The organism is Streptomyces acidicola, from assembly GCF_009377235.1.
Lineage (GTDB): Bacteria > Actinomycetota > Actinomycetes > Streptomycetales > Streptomycetaceae > Streptomyces > Streptomyces acidicola.
Genome location: NZ_VMNX01000215.1, coordinates 1 through 16586 on the forward strand (window position 1 = coordinate 1; position 16586 = coordinate 16586).

At 70.4% G+C, this 16586-nt stretch carries 17 protein-coding genes and 1 pseudogene; 9 read left to right on the top strand and 9 right to left on the bottom strand.

All coding sequences use genetic code 11. The annotated features are described in order from the left end of the window. Positions 1-53: 53 nt before the first annotated feature. Positions 54-935, bottom strand: a complete 882-nt coding sequence (gene ligD / locus FPZ41_RS36350; protein WP_152867832.1) for a non-homologous end-joining DNA ligase — start codon at positions 933-935, stop codon at positions 54-56. Positions 936-978: 43 nt separating this feature from the next. On the opposite strand from ligD, the pseudogene FPZ41_RS50430 reads away from it, so the two are divergent. The 3 genes and pseudogenes from FPZ41_RS50430 to FPZ41_RS36360 form a co-directional block, all read left to right on the top strand. Further along, positions 979-1095 (top strand): annotated as a pseudogene (locus FPZ41_RS50430) (Ku protein); the annotation flags it as partial. Positions 1096-1457: 362 nt separating this feature from the next. Beyond that, the gene (locus FPZ41_RS36355; RefSeq protein ID WP_152867833.1) at positions 1458-2507 is read left to right on the top strand and encodes a LacI family DNA-binding transcriptional regulator; all 1050 of its coding nucleotides are present in this window, start codon (positions 1458-1460) and stop codon (positions 2505-2507) included. Between the two features lie 114 nt (positions 2508-2621). Beyond that, positions 2622-3521, top strand: coding sequence for an aminoglycoside phosphotransferase family protein (locus FPZ41_RS36360; protein ID WP_152867834.1), 900 nt, complete (start codon positions 2622-2624; stop codon positions 3519-3521). Between the two features lie 103 nt (positions 3522-3624). Here the strand turns inward: FPZ41_RS36360 and ku are convergent, their stop codons facing one another. Both ku and FPZ41_RS36370 read right to left on the bottom strand, forming a co-directional pair. Continuing rightward, positions 3625-4674, bottom strand: a complete 1050-nt coding sequence (gene ku / locus FPZ41_RS36365) for a non-homologous end joining protein Ku (protein WP_152867835.1) — start codon at positions 4672-4674, stop codon at positions 3625-3627. A 642-nt stretch (positions 4675-5316) separates the two neighbouring features. Beyond that, complete coding sequence (locus FPZ41_RS36370; RefSeq protein ID WP_152867836.1) at positions 5317-7131, bottom strand: beta-ketoacyl-[acyl-carrier-protein] synthase family protein; 1815 nt, start codon at positions 7129-7131, stop codon at positions 5317-5319. 294 nt (positions 7132-7425) lie between these two features. Here FPZ41_RS36370 and FPZ41_RS36375 point away from each other — a divergent pair, with 294 nt between their 5' ends. Then, on the top strand, positions 7426-7776 hold the full coding sequence (locus tag FPZ41_RS36375; RefSeq protein ID WP_152867837.1) for a maleylpyruvate isomerase N-terminal domain-containing protein: 351 nt from the start codon (positions 7426-7428) through the stop codon (positions 7774-7776). Here the strand turns inward: FPZ41_RS36375 and FPZ41_RS36380 are convergent. Beyond that, positions 7751-9769: a zinc ribbon domain-containing protein gene (locus tag FPZ41_RS36380; RefSeq protein ID WP_322621168.1), complete on the bottom strand. Its 2019-nt coding sequence runs from the start codon at positions 9767-9769 to the stop codon at positions 7751-7753. The two genes, FPZ41_RS36375 and FPZ41_RS36380, sit on opposite strands and share 26 nt — an antisense overlap. A gap of 206 nt (positions 9770-9975) precedes the next feature. Between FPZ41_RS36380 and FPZ41_RS36385 the strand changes: the two genes are divergently transcribed. After that, positions 9976-10515, top strand: coding sequence for a hypothetical protein (locus FPZ41_RS36385; RefSeq protein WP_152867838.1), 540 nt, complete (start codon positions 9976-9978; stop codon positions 10513-10515). A 30-nt stretch (positions 10516-10545) separates the two neighbouring features. Here FPZ41_RS36385 and FPZ41_RS36390 read toward each other — a convergent pair whose 3' ends face one another. Beyond that, a complete protein-coding gene (locus FPZ41_RS36390; RefSeq protein WP_152867839.1) occupies positions 10546-11046 on the bottom strand; it encodes a MarR family winged helix-turn-helix transcriptional regulator in 501 nt (166 codons plus the stop codon). Between the two features lie 135 nt (positions 11047-11181). Between FPZ41_RS36390 and FPZ41_RS36395 the strand changes: the two genes are divergently transcribed. Then, positions 11182-11697 carry a YceI family protein gene (locus FPZ41_RS36395; protein WP_152867840.1) on the top strand — a complete coding sequence of 172 codons (516 nt, stop codon included), beginning with the start codon at positions 11182-11184 and terminating at the stop codon, positions 11695-11697. A gap of 94 nt (positions 11698-11791) precedes the next feature. On the opposite strand, the gene FPZ41_RS36400 is transcribed toward FPZ41_RS36395, so the two are convergent. Together FPZ41_RS36400 and FPZ41_RS36405 are read right to left on the bottom strand one after the other, a co-directional pair. Further along, positions 11792-12106: a hypothetical protein gene (locus FPZ41_RS36400; RefSeq protein WP_165935196.1), complete on the bottom strand. Its 315-nt coding sequence runs from the start codon at positions 12104-12106 to the stop codon at positions 11792-11794. Continuing rightward, positions 12103-12474 carry an ArsR/SmtB family transcription factor gene (locus FPZ41_RS36405; RefSeq protein ID WP_152867841.1) on the bottom strand — a complete coding sequence of 124 codons (372 nt, stop codon included), beginning with the start codon at positions 12472-12474 and terminating at the stop codon, positions 12103-12105. The genes FPZ41_RS36400 and FPZ41_RS36405 overlap by 4 nt, the downstream gene beginning before the upstream one ends. 138 nt (positions 12475-12612) lie before the next feature. Between FPZ41_RS36405 and FPZ41_RS36410 the strand changes: the two genes are divergently transcribed. From FPZ41_RS36410 to FPZ41_RS36420, 3 genes are all read left to right on the top strand, one after another. Next, positions 12613-13101 carry a DUF6010 family protein gene (locus tag FPZ41_RS36410; RefSeq protein WP_322621169.1) on the top strand — a complete coding sequence of 163 codons (489 nt, stop codon included), beginning with the start codon at positions 12613-12615 and terminating at the stop codon, positions 13099-13101. Positions 13102-13318: 217 nt separating this feature from the next. Continuing rightward, complete coding sequence (locus FPZ41_RS36415) at positions 13319-14092, top strand: hypothetical protein (protein WP_152867842.1); 774 nt, start codon at positions 13319-13321, stop codon at positions 14090-14092. A 190-nt stretch (positions 14093-14282) separates the two neighbouring features. After that, complete coding sequence (locus tag FPZ41_RS36420; protein WP_407698864.1) at positions 14283-14987, top strand: sigma-70 family RNA polymerase sigma factor; 705 nt, start codon at positions 14283-14285, stop codon at positions 14985-14987. A 97-nt stretch (positions 14988-15084) separates the two neighbouring features. On the opposite strand, the gene FPZ41_RS36425 is transcribed toward FPZ41_RS36420, so the two are convergent. After that, positions 15085-15753 (bottom strand): GntR family transcriptional regulator, encoded by a 669-nt coding sequence (locus tag FPZ41_RS36425; protein WP_152867843.1) that lies wholly within the window; start codon positions 15751-15753, stop codon positions 15085-15087. 215 nt (positions 15754-15968) lie between these two features. Further along, on the bottom strand, positions 15969-16586 hold a 618-nt coding region (locus FPZ41_RS36430; RefSeq protein ID WP_152867844.1), incomplete at its 5' end, for a DUF3152 domain-containing protein.

The window sequence follows — 16586 nt, forward strand, 5'->3', positions numbered from 1 at the left end:
GGTTAGGGGCGGCGGGGGCGAGTAAAACCCGGCGCACCCCGGACCCCCCCCGCTCAGGGCAACGCCCCGGCCCCCGCGGGATCCAGCAGCGGCGCCAGAAGATCCCCGTACGCCTGCAGCCGGGACTCAAGATCGGGCGCGCAGAAGACGAGCTGCCCCGGATCCGTGCAGTCCGCGACTTCTTCCCAGGTCACCGGCGTGGACACGCTCGGCTCGGGCCGCGCCCGCAAGGTGTACGGAGCCGCCGTGGTCTTGCGCGCGGCGTTCTGGCTCCAGTCGACGAACACCTTCCTGGGCCGCAGGCTCCGTGTCATCCGGTGCACGACGAGCCGCGGCATCGCCTTCTCCGCCCCCACGGCCAGCTCCTTGGCGTACTCCGTCACCCGCCGGGAGGGAGTCGGCCGCACAGCCGCCAGCAGGTGCAGCCCCTTCGCCCCGGACGTCTTCGCGTACGCCTCGATCCCGTCCGCCGCGAGCCGGTCCCGCAGCCACAGCGCGACCCGGCAGCACTCGACGATCGTCGCCGGCGGGCCGGGATCGAGATCGAAGACCAGACGGTCGGCCTCGCCCGGCGCGCCGATGAGCCACTGGGGAGTGTGGAACTCGGTCACCAGGTTCGCCGCCCACATCAGGCTCGCCAGGTCCTGCACGAGCACCATCCGGGCCGGCCCCTCGGAGCGCGGCACCTCGGCGGTCGTGACCCAGTCGGGCGTGCCCGGTGGCACGTTCTTGGCGAAGAAGAGCTGGCCGTCGGGCCCGTCCGGATAGCGCAGGAACGACAGCGGCCGGTTTCGGAGGTGCGCCAGCAGCGGCTCAGCGGTCGTCGCGTAGTAGTGCAGCACCTCGGCCTTGGTGAAGCCGGTCGCGGGATACAGGACCTTCTCCAGGTTGGAGAGGGCCACCCTCCGGCCCTCCACCTCCGTGATCGGCGTCATACGACGAGAATCCCATGGAAATACCAATAAAAGCGGGCAAACATTGCCGAGTGTGCCGATCTTCGGCCTGGTCAGCATCCCGATCAAGCTGGTGAACGCCACCGAGAGCCACTCGATCTCCTTCCGCCAGATCCACCTGGAGGACGGCGGTTCTCCGCGGGTGTGAGGTGTTCGCCCGGTTGTCGTTCTGGCGTCAGTGCAGCTCAGAGCTGGTGATCGGAACTCTATCCAGTGCAACGGCTGTGGCAGCTGTTGCTGAACCGGGTGAAGCGGTGGGCTCAGAGTCCACTCAGACGCATCACGGAGCACCGACTGTTGGGTGCTTCCGAGCAGTGACGGAACGGTCGGCAGCATGATGCGCCTGGGGCCGACACCGTGAGGGGCGCAAGCCCATCCGCCTTGCGGCAGCCAAGGCGAGCTTGGCTGAACAGGCACGTTGGCAGGCCAAAACGACCCACCAGCGCTGCCGGTCGGCGGCTAACGTGTCCAGCGCCCGATCAATTCGCCGAATCGGAGAAGGTGTTGACTGAACGGCCGAACGGACGTCGCCCCACACTTGAGGACGTGGCGCGCCGGGCAGGGGTATCGAAGTCCACCGTGTCGCGGGTGATCAACAGGGAGCCGAGGGTGCGAGAGGAAGTCGCCCGACGCACCCGAAAGGCCATCGCCGAACTCGGCTACGTACCGAACCAGGCAGCCCGAAGCCTGGTCACCCGACGCAACAACGCCGTCGCCGTGGTCGTCACCGAGCCGCAGAACCGCCTCTTCGTGGACCCCTACTTCGACTGCCTTCTCCGCGGTATCCGGCAGGAACTCGTCCACCAAGGAGCACAGCCAGTGTTGCTGTTCATCGAGGAGCCGGACGACTACCCCCGTGTCGGCAACTTCCTGGGCGGCGGACACGTCGACGGCGCGCTGCTGTTCTCCCTGCGTGCCGACGACCCCTTGCCCGCCATGGTCGAGCAGACGGGCCTTCCCGCCATCTTCGGCGGACGCCCGGTTAGCGGCTCCGGACACCGCGGTCACAGCTACACATACGTCGACGCCGACAACCGTGGCGGAGCCAGGGAAGCCGTCCGGTATCTCGTCTCGCAGGGCCGTCGGCACATCGCGACCATTACCGGGCCGCTCAACCAGGCCTCGGCGATCGACCGCCTCGACGGCTACCGCGACGTACTCCTGGACAGCCCACCGCAGTTGATCGCTGAAGGAGACTTCACGCTGCAGGGCGGCGCTGCAGCCATGGCCCAGCTCCTCGACCGGTGCCCAGACCTGGACGCGGTCTTCATAGCCTCGGACCTGATGGCATCCGGCGCCCTGAAGCTGCTGCGGGAGCGGGGACGCAGTGTGCCGGAGGATGTGGCCGTCGTCGGCTTCGACGACCTGACACCCATAGCCGAGGCAACAGATCCGCCGTTGACCACGGTTCACCAGGACATCGAGGGCATGGGGCGCCTGATGGCCCAACTGCTGTTCAACCGGACACCGGAGCGGCCTGCGCCGGGAGACGCCGGTCACCCGCTGTCCCGCGTCGTCACCCCCACGCGGTTGGTCGTACGGGAATCCGCCTGACCAGGCCTGTTGTTCCTCGTGCGTCCTGAAATCCGGTCGACAGGCGGACGCAGGACGCACTGTGATGGCCCTGACCGCCTGCCGCATGGAGTGGGCCGACCACAGGAGCTGCTCTTGGCAACCGCAGGAACCGCGGACACCCGCCCGGAGATCGATGCCGCACTGGCCAGGCGCCTGATCGACACCCAGTTCCCCCAGTGGGCGGGGCTGCCCCTGGAACTTCTCGACCCGGCCGGCTCCGACCATGTGATCTACCGGCTGGGCAAGGAGTTGTCCGTCCGGCTGCCCCGCCATGTCGGGGCCATCGGGCAGGCCAGGAAGGAGTTCGAGTGGTTGCCCAGGCTCGCCCCGCACTTGCCCCTGGCCATCCCGGTGCCGGTGGGTGTGGGGGAGCCCGACTTCGGTTATCCGTGGCCGTGGGCGGTGTCCCGCTGGCTGGACGGCGAGGTGGCGACCGTCGAGGCACTGGCCGACTCCTCCAGGGCCGCCATTGAACTGGCGCAGTTCCTGGCTGCCCTGCAGCGGTTCATGCCCGAGGGCATCCCCGCCGAGACCATCCGCGACGACCTCACCGGCCGACCGTTGTCCGACCGGGACAGCGTGACGCGACTTGCCATCGCCCAGGTCGACAGCGCGTTCGACGCCGCGGCGATGACCGAGCTGTGGGATGCGGCGCTGAGCGCACCCGGATGGGATCGCTCTCCGGTCTGGTTTCACGGCGACTTCCACACCGGCAACCTGCTGACCGTCAACGCCCGCCTCAGTGCCGTCATCGACTTCGGTGGGCTCGGTATCGGTGACCCGGCCTGCGACCTGGTGATCGCCTTCACCCTGATGACTGCCGGCAGCCGAGACGCCTTCCGTGACGCGCTCGGCGTGGACGACGCCACCTGGATGCGGGGCCGCGGTTGGGCCCTGACCACCGCCCTCTCCGCGTACACCGCCTACGCCGCCGTCAACCCCCAGGTCGCGGCGCAGGCCACTCGGCAGATCACCGAGGCTCTCACCGGCTAAGAGGAACGACAGCGGGAAACGATCGGATTGAACGTGGGAACCGGCGGCGCCATCGCCAGAGCACCGCTGGTCAGATCCTTGCGTCGATGCCCCATCAACAGCGTCAGGACACCTTCGCTTTGCGTCGGCCGCCTTTGCCGGAGAGGGCCTTGATCAGTTCGTCGCGGCTCATTGAGGAACGACCAGGGATGTTTGCGTCGGATGCCCTCTGGTAGAGCTCTGTCTTGCTCAGTTCTTTGAGTTCGGAGGGCTTCGGCGGCTTCTCCTCGGTCTTCTTTGCAGTTCGGGTCCGGCGTTTTTCTGCCGCTTCCTTGATATGCGTCGGCGGGCGACCACGTCGGGTCGCTTCCTCTTCCGCGCCGACATGCTTTCTGCGGCTTTTGGCCGTTTCGACACTTGCCTGCAGGGCCGACATGAGGTCGACGACCTTGGTTGTCTGCGGGGGCGGCTCGCCCTTCTCCACTGTCTGGCCCGTGCGCTTCGCCTCCACGAGTTCGAGCACCTTCTCCTGGTACGTGTCGTGGTATTCCTCCGGCATCCAGTCGATGCTCAGCGCCTCGATGAGCTGCACCGCAGTCTGCAACTCCTTCTCGGCGACCTGCGTCTCCTCCGGGAGACTCGCGATCTCCCGGTGAGGATCGCGGACCTCATCCGCCCAGTGCATGGTGTGCATCGCCAGGACGTCGCTCTCCGCCTTCACGGCGACCAGGTACTCGCGGTTGCGCATGACGACGGTGGCGATACCGACCTTGTTCGCCTGTGCCAGGGCGCTGTGGAGCAGGGCGTAGACCTTGGCGTACTCCTTGCCCTTGGGCGCCAGGTAGTAGGTCTTGTCGAAGAAGACCGGCTCGACCTGCTCCAGGTCGACGAACCCCGTGATCTCCACCGACTTGGACTGGCCGGGGGCGATCTCGTCCAGCTCGTCCGGCTCGACGACCACGTATTCGTCCCCCATGTCGAATCCCTTGACGATCTCCTCCATGGGGACTTCTTCACCTGTGCGCTCGTTGACTCGCTTGTTGCGCACCCGGTCGGACGTTCCGCGTTGGAGCTGGTTGAAGCGGATCGTGTGGCTTTCCGTCGCCGAAAACAGCTGCACAGGCAGGGCGACGAGCCCGAATGAGAGAGCACCGCTCCAGACCGCACGGGCCATGGCCTTCCCACCTCCTGTTTTCCTATGGCACATCCCCTGGCCGCTGATCGCATCCCGGCATGCGCCACCTGGACGGTTCGGAGGAAGAAGCGCGGTCAGCGATGGGTCTGATGGAGGGTCCGGGTCGAGGAACTCATCGCCGCGAGGCCTCCGGCGAGGCACCACCGGCCGCCCCCGCCGAGCCGCGGGCCGGCAAGGTCCTCGACCTCATGTCCGCCCTGGAGAGCAGCGTCCGCGCGGCCAAGGAGCCCGCGGCGAGGAGGTCGCCGAGGTCCCCCCCCTCAAGGGCAAGACGCCCTCGCGCAGGCCGCCCCGCGCTGCCCCCAAGGAGAGGGCCGGCAAGAAGTCGACGGCGGGTGCGAAGAAGACGGCGGCGGCGGCGAAGAAAACGGCGGCGGCGAAGACCACCCGGACCACGACGGGGCGAAGAAGTCGACGTCAACGGCGAAGAGGTCCACGTCCACGTCCGCGGCCACGTCGACAGCGGCGACGAAGAAGACTGCCGTCAAGTCCACGACAGGTGCGAAGAAGACGGCGGCCAAGAAGACGACGAAGAAGCGCGCGTCGGCCTGAGCCACCGCGGTTCGGCACGGGCGCCCGGTGAGGGCGCCGAGCGCAACGGGGCCGACAACAACCGCCCCCTCACCCCCGCACCCGCCGCAGCGCGAGCACCGCGTTGTGGCCCCCGAACCCGAACGAGTTGCTCAACGCGACGTCCCCCCGCGCGGGCAGTGGCCGCGGGGCCTTGGTCACCACGTCCAGCTCGATCGCGGGGTCCTGCTCGGCGCAACCGATCGTGGGCGGGACGATCCCGTGATGGAGGGTGAGGACCGTGGCGACGGCCTCGACTCCGCCCGCCGCGCCCTGGAGATGCCCGAGGTGCCCCTTGAGCGCGGTGACCGGCACCCGGCAGCCTCCCAGTACGGACTTCAGCGCCCGCGCCTCGGCGAGGTCGCCGTCGGCGGTGGCCGTGGCGTGGGCGTTGACGTGTACGACGTCCGAGGCCTCGGCCCCCGCGTCGGCCAGCGCCCGCCGGAGCGCGAGCGCGACCCCCGTGCCGGACGGGTCGGGCGCGGCCATGTGGTGGGCGTCGGCGGAGAGTCCCCAGCCCGCGGCCTCGCAGTAGATCCGCGCGCCACGGGCCCGTGCGTGCTCCTCCGCCTCCAGCAACAGGAACCCCGCGCCCTCCCCGTTCACGAACCCGTCGCGGTCCCTGGCGAAGGGGCGCGAGGGGCTCTCACCGTCCCCGAGCCCGTGGGTCGACAGCGCCCGCATGGCAGCGAAGGACGCCATGATCGCCGGGGTGACGACGGCCTCGGCTCCGCCGGCGAGGGCCACGTCGATCCGCCCGTACCGTATGCGGTCGACGGCCTCTCCGATGGCCTCGGTGCCGGAGGCGCACGCACTGGTCACCGTGCGGGCCTCGCCGGTGATCCGCAGCGCCAGGGACACCTGGGACGCGGCCTGCGAGGGCACGGTCATGGGGGTGGTCAGAGGGGACACGCCCCTGGGGCCCTTCTCGCGCAGCCGCCGGTCACCGCCGACGAGGACGGACGCGTCGCCGAGGATGGCCCCCGCCGAGACTCCGACCCGCTCGGGGGCCGGCCCGCTCTCGGCCGTGCCCGCGGGGTCGAACCCGGCGTCCCGCCACGCCTCCCGTGCGGCCAGCACCGCGAACTGGGCGGCCCGGTTCATCCGCCGGGCCTGCGGCCGGGGCAGCAGCGCGGCCGGGTCCACGGGTACGGTCCCCGCGATGCGTACGGGCAGGCCGGCGAACTCCTCTCCGTCGAGTTCCCGTATCCCGCAGCGCCCTTCGAGCAGCCCCGCCCACAGGTCGTCGACGCCGACACCGAGTGGGGTCACGGCGCCCAGCCCGGTGACCACCACCCGTCGCGGTCCGCCGGTCCGGCTCGTCGCCGGCCGGGCGCGGCGCGGGTGGTGCCGTACGACGTGGTCGACGGCCTCGGCCGCCCGCTTCCTCAACTCCGCGTCCGAGAGCGGTGGTTCGGGACGGTCGTCCGCATGGTTTCCCGCATGGTTTCCCGCACGGTGGTCTGCGCGGCTGTCCGCGCGGTCGCCCGGTGTGTCGTGGCTCCAGCCGCCCCGTCGCCGTACGTACGTGTCCTCGACCGCGTGCGGATCGACCGTCCGCAGGAAGTCGACGCGGTCGCCGTCCCGGAAGTCCACGGCCCTCAGGTTGGCGGAGGTGAGGAGAGGGATCCCGGCGGTGTCCACGCGGTGGTCGCCGACGGTCACGGTCCGGGTCCGGTCGAGCTCCTCGTCGCGGTCGGCGCCGCCGAGCGGTGGCCGCAGCGTCACCCGGATCGCCTCGGGACGCACCGGAAGGGTGTGCATCACGACGTACCAGCGGTCTACGTCGGCGTCCCGCGCCGAGAGGGCGAGCAGATCCCCGGGGACGAGTTCGGCGACGGTGACGGTGTGCGGCGTACGACTCATCTCGTGCCCCAATCCGGCGACTTCCGTGGATCGGCCCAGTCCCCTGTGGCGTGATGGGTTCCTCGTTCAAGCTCCCCTCTCTGAGCGGGCGCGGAACGTCGAGGAACCGCGCGTTTCCGGCCACTTACGGGACGAAGGATTTGATTGACTGTTCAAGTGAAGCTGTTTTAGGTTGCGGTTGAAGCGTCAAGTCACCAGGGGGCGCGTGCGGACATGAGATCCACCGCCGGGCACGAGGACGACCGTGACCGTGACCGTGACCGCTGGAAACCGCCTACCGTTTTGGAGACATTCATGAGTGAACGCGCCGACCGGATCATCGCCGCCCTGCGCAGCGGACACGACCACCTCGCCTCACTGGCGGGCGGCTGGGGCGCCGGCGACCTCACCCGCGCGTCCGGGGCGGCGGAGTGGGACGTGTCGCAGGTGCTCAGTCACCTGGGCAGCGGCGCGGAGATCGGCCTGGCCACCCTCGAAGGCGCGCTGGAGGGCACCGGGCCCAAGGACGCGGACTTCAACAAGTCGGTGTGGGCGCGCTGGGACGCGATGTCGCCCGGCGAGCGGGCCGAGGCCTTCGTGCCCGCCAACGAGGCGCTGGTCGCACGCTACGAGAGCGTCTCTAATCGGCTTGGGTTTCCTGGGTGATCCCGGGTGTTCGGGATCGCTTGGGATGGTGACTCGGCCACGGCCGTCTTCGGACGGGGGTGGTGTGGGCGTGGCGGTGGAAGCCTGCCCCGAGTCTGGCCCCGTCCGGCCGGTGCGGCCGGACGGGGGTGCCGATCGTGTTCGGTCCCTGCTGCCTTCTCCGCTCCTGGCTGGAGTGTGTCGGGTGCGTGGGGGGCCGCCCCGCCGGACGCTTGTCACCCGGTCGTGCTGTTGGGGCACGGTTGCCGGGTGGGGCGGGGACCCTGCGCCGCTTCCCGGGCACAGGGCGTTTTGCTGTGGGGCCGCTCTTGGTGCGGTCCCGGGTCTGCTGCTGGACCGCGCTCGCGCGGTCCAGGGCCTCGACCACCGTACGGATCACGAAGGTTCCATTGCTGCGGTCGACGCTGGTCTTGTGCTGGTGGGTCAGGCCGCGGGCGCCGATGCGCTGCCAGGCGGCATGGTCCCGGCCGGTGCTGTAGCCGCACGCGGGGTTCGGGCACGATGCCCAGGCCCAGCCCGCCGCCCGGTCGTTGGGGGCTTTGTGGTGGCGGAAGGCGGTCAGACACCGGGGGCAGTACTTTGACGTGCCGCGCGGCGGGACGATGACCACCGCGATCCCCAAGGTGGCGGCCTGGTGGCGGACGTGGGTGACGATCGCGCCGCGCACCGTCTGCGACAGCCGGGTGTTCAGCGTGCGGCCCTTGCCGCGCGCCTGCATGTCGCGGAGGTCTTCGAGGTGGATGACGCTCGCTCCGGCCGCGATCGCGTGATCGACGATGAAGCGGGCGGCTGCCCGGGCCAGCGCCGCGTTCAGCCGGGTGCGCCGCCGGGCGACGCGGTCCCGCTCGGCCTCCAGGACGGCGAGTTTCGCCACCAGCCACGGGTCCGGCGGCATCCCGCGCTCCTGCCGGGAGGTGATCAGGGTGCGCAGTTGGCCGATGCGGGCGGCGATGTGCTCACCCAGGGTGCGCAGGCGGTCGGCCTTGGCCAGGACTCCGGCCGCGCGGAAGACGACGGGAGGCCCGTCGGTGAGCACGCGGGGCTGGGCTTCGCCGGTGAGGTGGAGGGTGCCGCCGGTGAGCAGGGTGTTCAGCCCCCAGTCGAAGGCGACCGCGGTGCGGTGCCCGGCACGCTCCGGCTTCGCAACCGCCTGGACGTAGGGCACATCGAGAAGGAGCCGCCCCTGGCGGATGCGCAGGGTGGGCGCACACAGCACCGCGGTGGCGGGCACGTGGGGCGGCAGTCGGAAGCGGACCCGTACCGGATGCCAGTCGGCACGCGACGCGGGATCAGGCCGCACCGGCAGCCGCAGCGTCAACACCGCGTACCGGGCCGGGTCTTCCGGGCAGCGCTCCAGGGTGGCCAGCTGCTTGTCGACCGCCGCGAGCACCACCTGCCCACCCGCCCCCGGCGCCGACTCGCACTCGGTCACATCCGCAGGCAGCCGCCCGTGGCGGGCCTGGAACGCGGCGATCTGCCGGGTACGGGCCAGCAGCACGCTGGTCGCCACCACCCCACCCTCGGGCAGCGCGGCGCGCAGCGCCTGCCACTCCGCCTCGGTACGCCGGGCCGGATCGGCAGGCCAGGTCGCCAGCAGCGCGGCGGTGACCTCGGCGCGCCACCAGGCCGAACGCAGCACCCGCCCCGCCTGCTCCTGCGCGATCCGCACCACCCGGTCCGGCACGTACACCCCCTGCGGAACGGTCACCGTCCAGCCCAGGCGGCGCAACGCCATCCACCCCTGCGACGGCAACCGGATCCCCGACCGGTCGACGCCGGAGGCGAGTTGGGCCAGATCGGTCCCGTTCCAGTGCTCCCGCACCGCACCTGAAGCCAGTGATCCGACCAGCGCGGTCAGCCAGCCTGCCCGCTCCACCAAAGCCGCCTGGTCGAGCTGCTCGCCACTGACCACATCCACACCCCGCAACGCACGGGCACAGGCCGCCGCGACCTGCTGGACTTCACCCTCACCCACCACAACCCTGCGCCGCACTCCGCCACCCCCTCACGCACGCCGCACACTGGCCTGACGATCACATCAACGATCAAACCTCCATCCGGGTTACGCACTTCCGTACGACGCTTCCGTAGAACCAGGAAAGCCCAGGAAACCCAGGCCAATCGATCCACGGTTAACGGACCCTGGACGCGCAGGCGCGCGAGGATCTGCGGATCAACCTCGGTTTCCTGCCGACGCCCGTGGACGTGGCCACGGCGGCGGGACTGCGGCTCAGCGAGTTCACCTTCCACACCTGGGACGTCGAGGTCGCCTTCGATCCGGCGGCCGTCCTGGCGTCCGACGCGACCGGACCGCTGCTCGACCAGGCCGGGATGCTCATCGGCTTCCTCGGCAAGGCCGACGCCCTGGAGGGCCGAGCGGTCCGTCTCGCGGTACGCACCACCGCGCCCGAGCGGTCCTTCGGTCTCGACCTCGGCGAGGCGGTCGGGCTCGGTGACGAACCGGCCGAGCCCGACGCGGTCCTGAGCGCACCCGCCGAGTGGTGGCTGCGCCTCACGACCGGCCGTCACGCGCCCGCGTACACGCCCGCGAACGTGACCCTCACCGGGGACGCCCTGACGCTGGACGATCTGCGGAGGGTCTTCCCCGGGTTCTCAGGGGGGAGGGGCTTCGGCATCGGCTTGAGGGTCTTGCCACCGGTCTTGCCACGGGTTTTGCCGGGCGGGGGTCCTTCGTTTCCACAGGCCCGTTTGAGGGCCGAGCCCGCTCCGGTCATGTAGGCCTTCTGGGACCTCGGGGTCCCAGGAGGCCTACGTGTCGTTCCCGGTGTCCGCCGGCTTGGGCAGCAGGGCGCGCATCACCGTGCAGTCGTGCTGCCCCTCCAGGCCCTCGACCGCCCGGGTGACGGCGCCGGCGAGTGAGGCGGAGGCCTCACTCAGGAGCCGGCGTGCCTTGTCGGTGAGCGCCACCTGGATGCCGCGCCGGTCGCCGCACGCGGTGTTGCGGGTGATCAGCCCGGCGTGCTGGAGGCAGGCGACCTGATAGGTGAGCCGGGTCTTGGGGCGGCCGAGACGCTCGGCGATCTGCGTCATGCGCAGGCCGGTGGCGGGGCCGTCGGCGAGCAGGCACAGCACCAGGAACTCGTCGTGGGAGATGTCGAGCGTCTCCTTCACCAGGGGGCGAAGTTGCTGCTCGATCGCGCCCGAGGCGGCCAGCAGTCCCATCCAGGCCCGTAGTTCGGGGGGCAGCAGGGTGGCCCCGCCGGTCGGGTCGTGTCCGGGCGGGTCGGCGGGGGCGGGGGAGTCGGCCATGAGGTCCCAGTCTATCTGTTGTCCAAATTTGGAGCATCGACTAGCCTGAGGTCATCCAAATTTGGATGACTGGCGAGTCGTTCGTTGTTGAGTCGTCGTGTCCACCTCCACCCCCGCCCCTCTCAGGAGAACCTCATGTCCGTCGCAGTCGAAACCGGGACCTGGCAGCTCGACGCCGCCCGTTCCACCGTTGGTGTCCAGCACAAGACGATGTGGGGGCTGGTCACCGTGAAGGGCACCTTCACCGGGCTCACGGGCGAGGGCGAGGTGGGGGCCGACGGGGCCGCCACCGGTTCGATCACCCTTGATGCCACGTCCCTGGACACCAAGAACGCCAAGCGCGACACGCACCTGCGGTCCGCCGACTTCTTCGACGCGGACCGGAACCCCGAGCTCACCTTCGTCGTGCGCAGCGCGGCGCCCGCGAGTGACGGGGCCGTTCAGGTCGCCGGTCAGCTGAGCGTGCGCGGCATCAGCCGTCCGCAGTCCCTCACCGCACGCCTCGCGGAGGTGAGTGCCGACGCGGTCACGCTGACGGCGGAGTTCATCGTGGACCGGGAGCAGTTCGGCATGGACTGGAACCAGTTGGGCATGATGCGCGGCCGCACCACGGTCACGGCGTCCCTCCGTTTCGCCCGGACGACGTCCTGAGAGGGCGGTGAGGCGGGACGCGACGGACTGAGGGGCGCGCATCCCCTGGGGGCGCGCCGCAGGCCCTGCGACTCCGGCCCTGTCCTGTCCTGACCTATTCGATCTCGCGCATCATCTTCTCCATCGAGCCGACCGCGAGCCGTGTCTGCGTCAGCTCGTCGAGGGTCTGCCGTTGCTCCTCGACCGTGCGGCGCTGCAACTCCACGGTGTCCTCCAGGAGTTGTGCGTACCTCGCCGCCAGCTCCTTGTACTGCTGCTCGCGCGCGGCCAGCATCCGGGCCCGCCAGGTGGCGGCGACCTGCCAGACGATCACGATCAGCAGGCTGAAGAAGCCGGCCGCGCCGACGGCGCCGACCAGAACTCCCAGCTCGTCGGCTCCGGCGGCGAGCGTCACCTGTTCCTGATTCACTTCGCCTCTTCTTTCGCGGTCCGGTCGGCTTTCTCGGCGGGATCAGCCTTCTCGGTGATCGTCGCGGCCGCCCGGGTGATGGTGTGTGGCGTCAACTCGTAGAAGAATGGGGCGACTTCGAAGTACTTCATCGTCTTGCCGTCCTCCGCGAGCTCAAGCGTGCCGACGACGAGTCCGGCTGCCTCCAGCCGCTGCAGATGCATGTGCAGCAGCGGGCGGCCCATGCCGATCGCGCGAGCCAGCGCGCTGACGTAGTTCCGGTTCTCCGTGAGCGCCGCGATGATCCGCATGCGGTGCGGATTGCCGAGAGCGGAGAGCACCTTCAGCAACTCGTCACCGGTCGGTGCCGGAGGCGGGACCTCGGGCATCGCGGCCCCTTTCCGTCGTACCTGTCAGAAAAGGCTGACGGCCGCCTCGCGCACCTGTCAAAGATTTCTGACACATCTGGGGGATAGCTCGGGGTCATCTGGGGGACGGCTAAGGGATCGAGGGGTGATCAGCGGCGGATCAGCGGGTGGTCGCGGCGATCGCTCTACGCACTGCTGATGTCCCTCATCCGCGAACCGCACCGCAGGGCCTTCAACGCGGTCATGGTCGCCGGGGCGGGCGCCGCATACCTGAGCGGCGGCGGCCTGGGCGGCTGGGAGTTCGCCTTCGCCGCGGTCGTCACGTACGTCGCCTACCGCGGGCTGGAGTCGTGGACCTTCATCGGCATCGGCTGGCTGCTGCACACCGCCTGGGACGTCGTCCACCACATCAAGGGCAACCCGATCATCCCCTTCTTCGCCGACTCCTCGCTCGGCTGCGCGATCTGCGACCCGGTCATCGCGCTGTGGTGCCTCGCAGGCGGCCGGACGCCGCGCGAACTCTTCTGGGGCCGGGGACTCGGCCGCGGGGCGCTACGACGATTGCCTGGACGCGGGGTTCCGAAGGAGTGCGTTCCGGGACAGGGAGCGGCCCATGCCGAGCGGGGCAGTGCGGTGTCGGGGCGCTAGCGCGGTGAGGGCGTACGCGGTGGGGATGCATTAGGCGGGGCGCATACGGCGGGAGCACGGCGGCCATCGCGAGTTTGTGATCGGCGCGGCCCGAGCCTCCCTCGGTTTACGACACATTGTTGTGGTGTGGATCACGCTTGCGGGATTGAGCGGTTTACCCGGTGGATTTCCGTACCAGGCTGTGACAGCCGAGGTGCCGGTGCAAGGATGAACCGCCATGACTGCTGGACGGTGTTCTCGCGCGCTGAGGGCTGCGGTGTTCGCGGCCGTCTGCGTGCTGTTCGCCGTGCAGGGACACGTGATGACGTCCGGTGTCGAGGTGCCCTGGTGGGCACTGGTCGCCGGAGCCCTGGCGACGGGCGGGACGGTGTGGTGCCTCGCCCACCGCGAACGCGGACTTCTCGCGGTCGGTTCCGTCGCCGTCGCCACCCAGGTGGTGCTCCACTCGTTGTTCGCGCTCGCGCAGGCGGTCGAGCGGCCGGAACCCGGCGGGGCGTCCCTCGCCCAGCGGTGGGTGCGTTATGTGCTGTGCTCACCACCGGAGGCCGGCGGGGGTTCGGGCGCCGCGACGACGCCCACGCATTCCGTGAGCCATGAGGACGCATTGGGCATGGATGCGTCACTCCTGGATGCGCCGGGGTCGGTGATCCCGGTGAGCGGCATGGACGGCGCGGGCGGCATCGACGTGGTAGGCCATGCGGGCCATGCCATGGGCGGCATGTCCTCGACGGGCATGCTCACGGTCCACCTGATCGCCGCCCTGCTGGGCGGCCTGTGGCTCGCCCACGGCGAACGCGCCGCCTTCCGTATCCTGCGGGCTCTCGCCGGATGGCTCGTCGCCCCCCTGCGCCTGTTGCTGCGGCTGCCCGCGCCGCCGCACCGCCCACGCGTCCGCGCCCGTCGGGGTTGCTCGGACCGCACCCCGCACCGGCTCCTTCTCGTCCACGCCATCACCTCTCGGGGTCCGCCCGCCGGGACCGCTGTCCTCTGACGACAGCTGGTTCCCCGGGGCCGTACCCGGAGGTGTCCGCCGACTCCTCCGTCTTTTCCCTCTTCGCCGACACTCCGCTCCTGCCTCGGGCATCGGTCGCGCACGTCCGCGCGGCCGTACGTCATCAACCACCGGAACCGCCGTGCCCGTTGCGCCGGTCCGGTTCCCGGACTCCCGAGAAGGACACCAGGTGTTCACTCCCGCCCTGCCCGCTGCCTTGCCCGCTGTCCTGCCCGGCGCAGCGCCGGCTGCCCAGTCGGCTGCCCAGTCGACTGGCCGGTCAGCTGCCCTGCCGACTGCCCCGCCCACGTCGCGCGACGAGTCGATAACCGCCTGGGCGCTCGCCGCGCGCGGCGGCGACGCCGACGCCGTGGAGAAGTTCGTCCGCGCCCTGCACCGGGACGTCAGCCGCTACGTCACCTACCTCGGCGCCGATCCACAGTCCGCCGACGACCTGACCCAGGACACCTTCCTGCGGGCCCTCGGCAGCCTGCACCGCTTCGAAGGTCGCTCCTCGGCGCGCAGTTGGCTGCTGTCCATCGCGCGCCGCGCGGTGATCGACAGCATCCGGTACGCCGCCGCCCGACCCCGCCTGTCGGACACCGACGACTGGCAGTCGGCGGCCGAACGTGCCCAGCCGCGCGGTCTGCCGGGCTTCGACGACGGCATCGCGCTCGCGGAACTGCTGGCCGCGCTGCCCGACGACCGCCGTGAGGCGTTCGTGCTGACCCAACTGCTGGGCCTGCCCTATGCGGAGGCGGCGCTCGTCAGTGGCTGCCCGGTGGGCACGGTCCGTTCCCGCGTGGCCCGCGCGCGCCGCGCACTGATCGAGTCGCTGTACGAGACGGAAGGGCCCCGACTGGTGGCCGTGACTGTGGCAGCGACCGCGGCCTGACGGCCGAGCGCGTCCCGCCGCCCGGCTTCACGAGGCCGGGCGGCGGCGACCGGTAAGGCTGAGGGACCGGGGGCTGGCCGGTGGCGCGCGGGGCGGGTCAGTTCTCGTCGGTCGTGCCGGTGAGCACGGTGAAGGCGTCGCGGCGGTGTGCGGCGAAGAGGGCCAGGGCGGCTTCCGCGTCGCGGGCCCGCAGGGCTGTGGCGAGTTCGCGGTGTTCGGCCGGGATGTGGGAGAGGTAGCCGTCCGTGCTGCGGCCGATCCGGGTGAGCAGGAAGAGGTGGACCTGGCAGCGGATGGCCTGCCACGCCTCTTCGAGGCGACGATGCCGGGCAGCCGCGTAGACGGCGTCGTGGAAGGCGATGTCGCAGCGCACCATCTCGTGCGCGTCCGCCGCACGGTCCATGGCGTCGACCACCTTCTCGACGGCCGCGATGTCCTCGTCCGAGGCACGGGCGACGACCTCCCGTACGGCGAGTTGTTCCAGCACGCCCCGCAGGCTGTCCAACTCGGCCACATCGTCGGGGGACAGCGTCGTCACGGTGGCGCCGCGGTGCCACGCGCTGCGTACGAGACCCTCGCGCTCCAGCTTCAGCAGCGCCTCGCGCACCGGGCCGCGGCTGACGTCCAGGGCGCCGGAGAGCTCGACCTCGCGCAACTGTGCGCCCGGGCCGTAGGCCCCGCTGAAGATGGCCTCCCGGATGCTGTCGGCCACCTCGTCGGCCAGTCCCCGGCGACGCGCGGGGGCCACCTTGCCTTGGTCGCTCATGACTCCTGCCCTGCTTGTGCCCTGCTTGTCCTGCTGTCTTGGCGCCCCGCCTTCGCCCCTTGTCGCAATGTTAACCATCTCCCCGGCGGGCAAAATGTCGACTTTCGACGCTCGGCTTCGGCATGCGGCATTCCACATCCGACATCCGACATCCGACATTCGCGCATCGAAGCCCGCGCGGCCGAACCGCGAACCGCGCCCCGATGCGCTCCGGCTCAGGGCACGGCGGGCCCGGTGACGAGCTGCCCTTCCTCGTCGTACGGCCAGACGTTCGGAACGCAGCCGTTCATGCCCTTGATCTGCTGCATCATCGCCGGGGCCGGTTTGCCCCGGCCAGGGCAGCCGACATGGCCGTGGCCGAGGAAGTGACCGACCTCGTGGTTGATGATGAGTGCGCGATAGGCCGTGACGTCCTTGGCGTACACGGGTGTTGCCAGTTGCCAGCGCTTGAGGTTGACCATGACGTCGTCGCCGACGCGGCAGTTGACCTCACCCCTGGTGTTCAGCCCGGACCTGCCGCAGATGGTGTCGACGGTGCCGGGAGTCGCGACCCGGACGACGAAGTCGGCGGCGCCCCCGGAGACCCGCTGGAACGCCGACCGTCCGTCCGCCGTCCAGCCGCGAGGGTCGCCGAGGATGCGTTCCACCTCTTCGGCGACGTCCTCGGCGGACAGCGTTATGCCTTTCTCGACGTCGACCTGGTAGCGCAGGGTGCTGCCCTTGCCCACCTTGTCGCTTCCACCGGAGGCCGTAGTGAACGTGCCCGGCCCGGTGGAGGGGATGTCGATCGGGGAAGGGGTGGACGACGGGCTGGGGGAGCTACTGGGGGACGG